At 49.2% G+C, this 11878-nt stretch carries 7 protein-coding genes; 4 read left to right on the forward strand and 3 right to left on the reverse strand.

Going from position 1 to position 11878, the window contains the following annotated elements; translation table 11 throughout:
* The first annotated feature begins 12 nt into the window (after positions 1-12).
* On the forward strand, positions 13-798 hold the full coding sequence (locus tag ACTWJ7_RS08775) for a helix-turn-helix domain-containing protein (protein ID WP_079347636.1): 786 nt from the start codon (positions 13-15) through the stop codon (positions 796-798).
* A 489-nt stretch (positions 799-1287) separates the two neighbouring features.
* On the opposite strand, the gene asd is transcribed toward ACTWJ7_RS08775, so the two are convergent.
* Positions 1288-2079, reverse strand: a complete 792-nt coding sequence (asd, locus tag ACTWJ7_RS08780; RefSeq protein WP_079347634.1) for an archaetidylserine decarboxylase — start codon at positions 2077-2079, stop codon at positions 1288-1290.
* Between the two features lie 84 nt (positions 2080-2163).
* On the reverse strand, positions 2164-3093 hold the full coding sequence (locus tag ACTWJ7_RS08785; RefSeq protein WP_443145339.1) for a YheC/YheD family protein: 930 nt from the start codon (positions 3091-3093) through the stop codon (positions 2164-2166).
* 594 nt (positions 3094-3687) lie between these two features.
* Here ACTWJ7_RS08785 and ACTWJ7_RS08790 point away from each other — a divergent pair.
* Both ACTWJ7_RS08790 and ACTWJ7_RS08795 read left to right on the forward strand, forming a co-directional pair.
* Positions 3688-5478, forward strand: a complete 1791-nt coding sequence (locus tag ACTWJ7_RS08790; protein WP_443145340.1) for a hypothetical protein — start codon at positions 3688-3690, stop codon at positions 5476-5478.
* Positions 5479-5489: 11 nt separating this feature from the next.
* Positions 5490-8357 (forward strand): WIAG-tail domain, encoded by a 2868-nt coding sequence (locus ACTWJ7_RS08795; RefSeq protein ID WP_443145341.1) that lies wholly within the window; start codon positions 5490-5492, stop codon positions 8355-8357.
* A gap of 186 nt (positions 8358-8543) precedes the next feature.
* Here ACTWJ7_RS08795 and ACTWJ7_RS08800 read toward each other — a convergent pair whose 3' ends face one another.
* Positions 8544-10109, reverse strand: a complete 1566-nt coding sequence (locus tag ACTWJ7_RS08800; RefSeq protein WP_301881306.1) for a M4 family metallopeptidase — start codon at positions 10107-10109, stop codon at positions 8544-8546.
* Between the two features lie 766 nt (positions 10110-10875).
* On the opposite strand from ACTWJ7_RS08800, the gene ACTWJ7_RS08805 reads away from it, so the two are divergent.
* Positions 10876-11823: a glycosyltransferase family 2 protein gene (locus ACTWJ7_RS08805; protein ID WP_443145342.1), complete on the forward strand. Its 948-nt coding sequence runs from the start codon at positions 10876-10878 to the stop codon at positions 11821-11823.
* The last annotated feature ends 55 nt before the right edge of the window (positions 11824-11878 follow it).

Below are 11878 nucleotides of genomic sequence, written 5' to 3' on the forward strand. Positions count from 1 at the left end.
GGGAGTGGCGACATGCTGCAGGCATCGCCGTCATCTTTTGTTATTTTGCCCGCCGTCGCCAAAATTGTCTGCGAACCGGGATGGAAGTGGCAGAAGCGGGAAAAACCGATGCAAAACTATGACTTATTTTACGTGTGGAGTGGTGAGGGGACCGTGGTGCTGAACGATCAGCCATATGAAGTGGGCAAGGGAAGCTGTTTCCTGTTCAGGCCAGGCGATCATCCTACTGCAACACATAATAAGCAAAAACCGTTGGTACTTACGTATATTCATTTTGATATCGATATACCCGTTAATGATGTTCCGCAGTCCTACCGTGAAGTACTGGAAACGGTCGAATTCGAGCATTTGCTGGCTCGGTATGTACGGCTGTTCTTATCCGATGTATATGGGCGTGAGGAAGAAAGTCGGCTGATTCTGAAACAGCTGATGATTCATTTGCTGCGCGCGGACACGGAAGCTCCTGTGGAGAAAAAGGTGAGCAACCAGTTATCTGATGTCATCCAGGAGGTTGCTAACTATGTACGCCAGCATCCGGGGATAACACATCGCGTGGAAGACCTCGCTTCCAGAGCTGGATTATCGCCTCGATACTTCTCGATCAAGTTCAAGGAATTGATTGGTTCGTCCGTGCAATCCTATATCATTCGCATGCGCATTGAGCGGGCTGAGCATTTGCTGGTGCATACCGGCATGAATGTGACCGAAGTGGCAGATGCCCTTGGGTACCGGGATATCTTTTTCTTCAGTCGTCAGTTCAAGCAATATACCGGCAAAAGTCCGTCCGAGATTCGATAGGGCCTCTTTGTCGGGTAGAATATGGCAACGTTTCAATTCTGGGAAGCAGGGGTAAGTATGTAGCATTCCAGACGATCGAAAGGGGGAACTTGTGATGAACGGAAAACGTCGGGTCCGCAACCGGGGATGCTCTATAAAGGGCTTTAATCTTTTCCGGAACCGCCTGCGCCGCAGCAAACCGGCAGAGGAAATGCAGGACGTATGGTTTTAAGAAATGGTCAGAAAACCAATATGACGAAGCATAGCTTCGTATTGCATGTATACATGGAATGAGAACGGATGTCATCTTGGCTTCTACATAGATCTGAAGCAGATAATTGGATTCTTTGATCAACCAAAGGTACTCATAGCCTGGACACTTTACCCTAAAAAGGTGTTCCGGCTGCGAGTACCTTTTTATATAGGCAAATGTTCTGTGTGTAATTTCTTTCTGTATATTAGAAATTAAAAAAGATGACTCCTGTTATTCAGGAATCATCTGCTCATTGCTCATTGGACGGGTTTTAACCGACCGAGCAATTCTCCCATTTTGACGGAATCACCAGGCTGCAAGCCCGGTTTCGGTTCGAATGTGCCGCTCTGCGTCAACAGTACGACGGTGGAACCGAATTCAAAATATGCGAGATCATCGCCTTGTGCCCAGGAACTGACATCCGTACCGGCGTACTGTATACTGCTCACATTCATTGCGCCTACCTTCACGACAGCAACTTCTCCAAAATCATGGGCAATATACGTAATGAGCCGTTCGTTTCGACTCAGCACCGATTTCATATGGGTCAGGCCAAAATCATTTACCGGATAAACCTTGCCCTTAATATGTTCACTCTCCATTCGGCGACCGCTAACAGGCGCATGAATGCGGTGATAGTCGCGAGGACTGAGGTATAGGACAAAAGCATAGCCGTGCTTGTACTTCTCCAGATGCGGTGAGTGGTTTAATAATTCAGCAAGTGTATAATTTTGTCCCTTAACATTCAGGAGCGTTCCAGCAGATATCGGACCGGCTGCCGTGATTTTGGCATCTACCGGACTGATCAATGCATGTTCTGAAAGTTCAAGCGGGCGCATGCCCGGTTTAAGTTTACGGGTAAAGAAATCATTCAATGAACGATATTCCTTCCAGTCTTTTTCAGCTTCCTGAACAGGGATGTCGTAGGTCCGGACAAAATAAGGGATAAATGCCTTGCTTCCTCGGCTTTTGGAGAAGGCTCCCACAGTCCGGGAGATCCATTTGCGAGAAGAAAGCTCGGTCATTAACCGCAACAGCGTTTTTGCCATGAATATCCCCTTAGGGTTAGTGCGAACTTCAAGGCCGGCAGGACCGGCCGTTCTGCATAATATTGACACAGAATGCCCGCGAAATCAATATAGGCTCCTATCGTACGTCTGAGGTTGCCGCGGTATGCGCGAATTCTGTTCCAGCAGCAGACGTCCATAAGCCATCGGTTGTCGGTAACTGGTCTTCCAATGCTCCGTCATCCCGGCCTTTCGGAAACCGTAGCGTTGATCCCTTCCGTTGCATTCGATAAAATAAATCCGCCCGTTCTCTGTTATCCCCAGATCAAGTCCAAGGTCCGCAAGATGTGGCAAGCTCGAGGCCAGCGTCCGTGCGATGCGGAGTCCCACAGACTTGATTCTGGCCTCCAGTTCTAGTAGATGCCAGTCGGATTCCTCCGAGCCAAGAGCTTCAGCCAGCGTCATGACTTTGCTGCCTTGGGCGATATTCGTGACAAACGTATGAGCCGGAGCTACCTTGGCGAATATGCCCGTGATTCCCCACAAACCGTCACCTCCACGTTGCACCGATACCCGCAGATCTACGGGTCTTCCTTCATAACGAACCAGAGGTATGCGCTCTTCAATAAGATAGGCATGACGAAAAATACGGCGAAGGGTAGCTGAGGGCAGTTGTCCCTTATTCAGTCGAAAGGTAGCCCATCCCTTGCGTGAAGTTCTTGTCTCACAAGTGAGTTTCCATTGACCATCCTTTTGGAATATCCGCATAATGCCGTGACCAATGCTTCCGCTGCAAGGCTTGATCACCAGATCATCGTAATGTTCCATCATATAGGCCAGAGAATCGGGTGTAGCTTTGACCGCACGGGGGAGATGCTGCCTGAGATCGGGGTCCTGATAAAGCATCTCGTGAATGTGATCTTTGCGGTATCGATTGCGAACATTGTATACCTGTATGCCCTGCAACAGAAGTTGGGTCACCTGGTGCTGCTCCGTACGGCGAAGCTGGAGAGCCCGATTATGAATAACAGAAGGCAATGGCATCCTTTGACGCACGTATATACCCTCTTTTTTACATAAGCCATACAGGTTTTGGTATCCGAATCCACGTCTTCCAGCCGCAAAAAACAAGGGATTAATCCATAACAGGCCGCTGCCTGTTCAACATTCGCGAGTGATTCCTGACCCGTCCTTCCAGCCGGTATCCCCCGGTACATGCGTGAATCGAACAGAATACCGATCGTTTCTTGTAGCATGACCGTTCCTCCTTCAATGTTATCGCGACCATGGATCGTCCATCCATGAAATGCCGGCCTGTCAACGCCTGGTTGGATATCACGATAACGCAGACCGGAATCATGATGCTTCGATAGGCACCAATGAGTTCTCATACCAGCCCTTTGCATTCTATAGATTTATGCAAAATGCTTACATGATATCGTATGACATTTCCGGGTCAGGGGCGTGGACAGCCGCCTTACATAAGTGAACGGGTACAGCCTATTTCAGCAGACCGCATTCCAATAATGCATATTTTGAAGCTTGTACATCCACGTGCTGTAATTGGCAAAAGTCATGAATTGTAGTGGCAGATGCCCAGACTGGAGCATATGATGCCGGAGACGAACGTCAGAGGAAGGAGCAGGCTGTATGAGTAAAAAGGGCAATAAGAAGATTCCTACGCCGAAACTGCGGCATGTGAGTCCAAAATTTAAGGAACTGGATCTGACCAATCGACGGTCAGACACAATGAGCTCAGGTTTCACTTCGAATAGGGAAGCGCGCGTGAATGCAAATAAACGGGATTCGAGGGCCATTCAGGAATCAGAAGAATTCCTATTCGAATCAACGGAGCTACCTGCTACAACGAACGAGCTGGAAGACCTAAAAATCGTAGCCAAAATCATTAAGCCGGAACCCGTAGAGTCTGATAACGAGGAAGTCGTCGAGACACAAGATAGCCTGGAAAAGCAGATTCAGGTCAGCAGCGTGGCTCCGCATGTTCTAGAAGAAGAAAAGGACGTCAACAAGCAGGAAATCACAAGCAGGGATCGGCTGCAGATCCTGAACCAGAACCAGATGCCGGGTCATACCGGACACTATATCTACACGGACGACTTGAGTGAATTTGCTGTTACGGAGAGCAAACTGGCTCCTTTCTCTGTGGATGCCTCCAAGCTGAAACCGGATGCGGTAGGCAGTGAAGCATTGCAGGATTATGCGGTGACCAGCATTCACATTGCAGACGGGGCAATTGTTTCCGCTAAACTTGCGGAAGCGTCTGTATCCGAAGAGCACTTGATTGACGGCTCCGTATCAGGTCACAAAATACGAAATGCTTCTATTGCAGGCGATAAAATCAGGGATGGCAGCATTACTTCCCAGAAGCTTGGCAACCAGGTCATCGATTCAGCCAAAATTGCCGACGGTTCCATCGGCACAAGACATCTCAGCCGAATGCTGGTTACGGAAGAATTAATCAAGAATCATGCCGTAACTGGAGACAAGATTGCGATTAGCGGCGTGGATACAAGGCATCTCACGGGAGGAGCGGTGCATACCTCTAAACTGGCTGACGATGCGGTGACTACATCCAAAATTCGTGAAGGTGCTGTCACAGGCAGCAAAATCGAAGAACAATCTATCGAGTCTCACCATATCCAGGCAGGTGCTGTTAAACAGATGCATCTGGCAGAAGGGGCTATTGGTCGTTCACAACTATCTATTGGCAGTATTGGGAGTGACCAGATTGAGGATGGATCCATACAAACAAGACATTTAGCTGAGGGTTCGCTAAGCGGAAGACATCTGCTGGACGGTTCCATCGGTTCAAGCCAGATCCGCGCTTATGCAATTGGCAAGGAGCAGATTGGAAACGGAGAAGTAGGCAGTGAACATTTGACGGACGGTGCTGTAACCAGCAGCAAACTGGCAGACCAGTCGGTTGGAACAGCTAAATTGCTGGAACAGTCGATTACAGCCTCCAAGATTTCTGATCAGAGCGTCATTTCTTCCAAAATCGCGGATGAAGCTGTACAGGGCAAACATCTTGCCAAAGGGTCCATTCGTGCGGAACACATTGCGAACCGGGGAATCACGCCCGTACATGTGGACAATTCCGCAATTCACTCCATTCACATTGCAAGTGGAAGCATCGAGGCAACTCATCTGTCTACCGGAAGTGTGTCCGGAGATGCTCTCGCGGATGGCGTGGTATCTGAGCGGCATCTGGCAGAGTCAGCTGTAGGTACGTATGAATTGCAGGATGCTGCAGTTATAGACGCCAAGCTCGCGGATGGAAGTGTGACAACAGAAAAACTTGGAACGGCTTCGGTTAGCAGCAGAGCGCTTGCCCGGGGAGCGTCGTATCCTCGCATCTTGCGAGCGGTGGAGTCACAGGTACACATCTGGCTCCAGGCAGCGTGGGTTCCGAGGCCCTGAGACCTTATGCAGTGAAATCGGAACACCTGACAGAACATGCAGTAGGTGTACCTCATCTTCAGCCAGGCAGTGTTGAAACGGATGCAATTGCACGGGCAGCCGTCACAACAGACAAATTGGCTCCTGGCAGTGTAACTTCAGCCCAGATGGCAGGCGGATCCATTTTTCCACCTCATCTTACAGATCATGCGGTTACCTCCCCCAAGCTATCACCAGAGAGTGTTGCCACGGATAAACTGGCGGATTTTGCTGTCACGTCAGCCAAACTGGCAGACGGCAGCGTGACTTCTTCCAAAATTATGGCAGAAAGCATTCACGCCAAACATATTCCAGCAGGAACCATTCGCGGTTATCACCTGAAGCAGCATGCCGTTTCACTGGAACATTTGTCGGAGGAAGTACGTTCTCCAGAATTATTCGCTGATGGGAGTATTACTGGCAACAAACTGCGGCATCGGTCCGTAACAGTAGACCATTTGGCAGCAAATGCGGTGTCCGGTACTGAATTGCAACAGGTATCGGTAGGCAGCGAGCATCTGCAGCCATCCGCTGTGCAATCCGTTCATCTGGCTGATGGAAGTGTGAAATCGGATCATTTGGGTACGGGGGTGGTGAATTCACAGCATCTGAAACCCGACATCATTCATGAGGAACATATTGCTGAACAGGTAGTCACATCCCATCACTTGGCACCTGGATCTGTCGAAACAGACCATCTGGCACCTTTATCCATTACAGCGGCTCATCTGCAGCCAGGTTTGATCAGTGGTTTGCACCTTCAGGCAGAGTCGACAAGTGCGGTTCACCTGCAGCAAGGAGCTGTACATTCCCGTCATATTCAAGATGGTGAGATTCTTCCTCATCATATCCATGAACGCAGCATCGGTACGTCTCATCTGGAAGAAGAAGCAGTAAGTACGATTATATTACAGGATGAATCGGTAACACGCTCCAAACTGGCGAGTGGTAGTGTTGATGGCAGCAAATTAGCCGCAGGGGCAGTATCGGCTGCCCACATGGCAGACGAAAGTGTGCAAACCCGCCATATCCAAGAAGGTGCAATCCTTGCTGGTCATATTCAAGAACGCAGCATTGGCACACTCCATTTGGAAGAGGAGTCGGTAAGTGCAGTCCATTTGCAAAATGGATCTGTTACGAGTGCCAAACTGGCGGATGGCAGTATAAACGGAAGCAAGTTATTCGAAGGTACTATATCGGGGATTCATATCGCATCGGAAAGTGTGCAATCCGGGCATATTCAGGCAGGTGCCATCCATGCGGGTCATATTCAGGAGCGCAGCATTGGCACACCCCATCTGGAAGAAGAAGCAGTAAGTGCGGTTCATCTGCAAAATGGCTCCGTAACGAGTGCCAAACTGGCTGATGGCAGTGTAAACGGCAGCAAGCTGCTCGAAGATACAGTGTCGGGGATCCATATCGCTTCCGAAAGTGTGCAGTCCCGCCATATCCAGGAAGGAGCAATCCTTGCTGACCATATTCAGGAGCACAGCATTGGCACGACCCATCTGGAAGAAGATACAATCAGTACGGTTCATCTGCAAAATGGGTCTGTAACGAGTGCCAAACTGGCCGATGGCAGTGTGAGCGGCAGCAAATTACTTGAAGATTCGGTGTCAGAGGTCCATATTGCCAATGGAAGTGTGCAATCCCGTCATATCCAAGAAAGAGCGATTCATGCGGACCATATTCAGGAACGCAGCATTGGGATCTCCCACCTCAAAGCGGAATCGGTAAGTGCGATTCACCTGCACAATGGCTCCATAACAATTGCCAAACTGGCCGACGGCAGTGTTAACGGCAGCAAGTTGCTTGAAGGAGCGGTATCAGCTATCCACCTGGCAGACCAAAGTGTGCAATCTCGGCATATTCAGGATGGAACGATCCATGCTGATCATATTCAAGAACGTAGTATTCGCACAACCCATCTGGAAGAGGAAGCAGTAAGCGGGATCCATCTACAAAGTGGGTCCGTAACGAGTGCTAAACTGGCCGACGGCAGTGTAAACGGCAGCAAATTGGCTGACGGCGCGATAACATCCGCGCATCTTGCAGACTGCGCCATCGATGGCAGCAAACTGAGTGAACAAAGCATTACATCCAATCACTTGAATGCGGGAATTGTAGGCCCGGCGCATTTGAGCGAAGAGATATGGAATGCGATTCGCCAGTTCAGTGGAGAAACGCTGGAGCAGCTGGCAGCGATCAAAAGACAAGAAGCATTGCTTCAGACAGAGAGCGAAGCAGTACAGCCTTCACAGCAGGCCCTGGTCGAGGCACTGCCGGGTGCTGGTCTGGAGGAAACACAAATTCACCAGACATCGAATCAGGAGCTGGAGGAACAACAAGAGCAGGCAGCCCAAACGGACCAGCTTGGAGAACCATTGGCAGCTGCTTCAGTGACGACAGAGGAGGTAGTTCAGGCTCAGCAATCACAGCTTGAATTGTCACAGGAGATCGGTGGAACTACGGAGTTTATATTGAGTGAACAATCGATTACACAGGAACATTTGTGTGATGAGGCGGTGGGCAGCGAGCAGCTGCAATCCGGAGCCGTTCAGGCCAAACATCTGGCATTCCAGCCTGTACGGAGTGTCAGCCGTCAGCCTGTCGTGCAGCAGTTCGGTATGGAGGCTTTCCTATTGCCTGAGGATGAAGAATGTGTGGAAGTATCGGTAGCCTTTGAGGAATCGTTTATATCGGAGCATTATGTGATTGTAGCCATGTGTAATGATCGGGGATTTCAGGTGTCGCTGCTCTCCCAGAGTGAAGATGAAGCTGTACTGGAAGTGTCACGTACTGGAGGTTCCAAACACACGTATGGATTGTTATCATGGATTGCCGCCGGGCCTTCCGTGTAAGCGTGCGGGATCACGTGCCTTCATCTTCAAAGACAACTGTGGACGAAGGAGTACACATGTTCAAATAGACAAAAGCGGTTCCCGGATTTGTCCGGGACACCGCTTTTTTTCATATATAAGCTTGCTCCGTTCGGACGATGAGGGGTGCCTGAACGAGTGAATATGAGTTCAACAACAAATGGATTCTTACAGTCCTACGGCTTGATAAGCTTTGGTAATTGCAGTAACCTCGGCGGAAGTTGCACCGTACAGATCTTTGGCTGCTTGGATGGTAGCTGTTTTTGCCGCAGCAAATTTGGATGTTGGTGTCAGATAGTTCACGAGTGTGCTGTAGAAGATTTGAATGGCTTTATCGCGTCCAATTCCGGTTACAGTGACACCGTTATGCGTGCCGCCTTGAACTGCAAGATAGTATGCTTTGTTGATGATACCGCTGTTGGTATGAACACCACCGTTGTCAGCTGTTCCGGTATAACGGTCACTGTATTTGTCAGGTTGTCCATACAATGTAGGGTTGGACATGGAGCGCAGTGCATCGCCTGCAATGTTAGGTGTGTAAATGTCGTCACCGATCAACCAGTTTTTGCTCTGAATGGTATTGCCGAAGATATCTGCGAAGGCTTCGTTCAGTGCGCCTGGCTCATTGCGGTACTCCAGGTTGGCTGTGTTCTCAATGACACCGTGAGTCAATTCATGACCTACTACGTCCAGATCACCGGACAGGGAAGTGAAGGTTGTACCATCTCCGTCACCAAATACAATCTGTACCCCGTTCCAGAAGGCGTTATTGTAGTTGGAGCCGTAATGTACCGTGGATTTGACCAGCAAACCGTTGCCGTCCAGACCGTTACGGTTGAATTTGTTTTTGTAGAAATCATACGTGGCGGCAGCATAGGCATGGGCATCTACTCCGGCATGATCAGTCCATACATTGTCGGAATCCGTCAGGAGAGTACCTGGAATGGTGGAGCGATTGCTTGCGGTGTAGGTTTCGATCCCTTTGCCGCGAGTGGTATCTTTCAGTTGGAAGGTACTGCCGGATTGGGTGGTTGTAAGAGTCTTGGTATCACCAAGTACACCTGTACCTGTTCCTGTTGCGAAGTTGATGAGGTCATATTGAGATACGATACTGCCGTCAACGGCATTCACGAAATATTTGGTACGCAATGGGGCTGGTTCAAGCACATTGACTTCAGTAATGTAAACAAGATAGGTTTGGTTGTCCTCTTCATTGTGGTAAATGTTCAACTCGGCTTCAGGGGTTTTCTGTGGTTCGCCAAGCTCTCCAACGCGGGAAGTGGCTTCTTCCGATGCAATCTTGATCGCATCCTCTGCACTGATTTCAGCGACGCCGTCATTAGGGATGGCTTGTTCTTCAATCGGTGGAAGATCACCAAGTGCGGATGAAACCTGTCCTGTTTTGTCCAGGTGGATCGTTTGCTCGGCACCGTAAACTGGAATTCCTTTAATGTACTGCTTCAGGCGGAAGTGCCGTACACCAGAGGTGTCTGTCGTTCTTTTAATAATTTTGAGTTGGGATTTCACGTCGGAATTCTGGAATTGGTCCTGTTGACCAAGGAAATTGAAGATTGTTTCGTCGGAGCCGCTGTTCAACTGGATACCCTCCTCAGAGGCATATGGGGCCTGCAATGGAATGGACTGATCAGACAATGGAGCTGCAGCAGCAGCAGATACGGAAGCGAGCAAAAGAGCTCCTCCAAGAATTGTTGGCATAACTTTAGCAAATTTCATAGTAAACTCTCCCATTCTCAATATGATTTTTTGGAAAACAAATAATTATGCCAATCTCGGTTGGAGTTCCGTCTGCAACTTGGGCAGCGCGGAGCGTGAGGCTGAATCTGAAATGTGGAATATGACAAGAAACGATAAGGAACAAAATCGGCAGAGCCTGTATGCCTGTGGTTGGGTGTAAAAGGAGTACCGTTTATCCGGTTCAGCTATGAGGCTTAATCGTTCATTGTAGTTCCTCAATCAGAAGCCAGGGGTCTTGTCCACTTGCGAAGCAGAAGATGTTCTTACGGAGCCGGGGTGTTCGTTCCGGGTTCACATAACCAAACCTGAATTACGTATTTGAACGGCATCACTCCTCTCAAGGTACATGCAGCAAACGCTAAAACAGTCTCCCGGATCATCCTGCTGCGAGCAGAATTAACCGAAGGTCAATTATCAGGATAAAAATAGAAATCGAAAGGAACACATGTTCCTTCTTAGGATTTTTTTTGTAAATCTACTTCTTGCAACGTATATTATCACAATGTAAAAGGTTGGAAAAGATGCAATTTTAAATTTTTTTTGAAATTGTGTCTGAAGTAGGGGAGCTGTAGCGGATTTCGAATATTTTGGCGAATATTGTCTGAATAAATGGATTGACTGAGCTTGATGGCGGACAGAACCTGCTCGGTTCAAGGACATACGCCGTTTCCACTGCTCCATGAATACATAGAATAACGTGTACTCCCTTTGCATGCCGATGATGTACACCCGGGAGGTGACTGTGTTGCAAAAACGCGGCAATACCGCTTTTGTTGCAGCCAAATCGAATCTGGCACAAAGAAAAGCGCAACTAAAGAAGCGTCGTCTGAAATCTGCATACAAAAAGGGTACAAAGGCCTATACGTACGTGATTTCACCCAAGGACCAAACGAAATGGCCAGCATTCGGAGATGAGCATGCGATGAGAGAGACACCTGCACAGGATTCGACGAACTCGCATAAACCACTGCTTTCGGTCATTATACCTGCCATGAATGAAGCGCGAACCATTGGTGCAGTCGTCCGTCAGGCGCTGCGTATATGCCGTGATGCTGAAGTGCTTGTTATTGTGAATGGTTCAACGGATGGAACGGCAGCGGCGGCAAAAAGGGCAGGAGCACAGGTGCTTCGTTATGCTGAAGCTTTGGGACATGATGCAGGAAGAAGAATCGGTGCAGCGGCAGCTCGTGGCAGGGTGCTGTTGTTCACGGATGCAGACATTCTAATTCCGGCAGAACATCTCGCGCCATATGTGCGAGCGATACTGGATGGGACGGATGTGGCACTTAATGATTATAACGGGCCGGTGGCGCGCACCCCTGTTCACCCTGTGATAGAGGCCAAACATGCGCTGAACAGCATGCTAGCCAGACCTGATCTGCAAGGTGCTTCCATGACAGCCATTCCGCATGCATTAAGTCGCAGGGCACTTGAGGTAATGGGTACGGAAACACTGGAGATTCCACCGTTGGCACATGCAAAGGCGGTTATCAGCGGGTTGAAGGTGCGTGCTGTCCATCATGTGCCTGTGGGCAAAATGAATGCAGTTCGAGTCAAGAAACGAAACGGACCTGATCCGCTCAGTCAATTGATATGGAATGATCATCTGACAGCGATCAAGTGGATAACCGATACGCTTGGCCCACGTGGAGGGCATTCCGACCTGCAGCGTGTTCGTAGCCTGACGAGGTGAGCATGCTGCATAAATCAAGAAAGCGGCTTCGTCAAAAGAGGCAACATGCTGGAGG

Origin of the sequence: Paenibacillus sp. 1A_MP2, from assembly GCF_052244825.1 — a bacterium.
GTDB lineage: Bacteria > Bacillota > Bacilli > Paenibacillales > Paenibacillaceae > Paenibacillus > Paenibacillus vandeheii.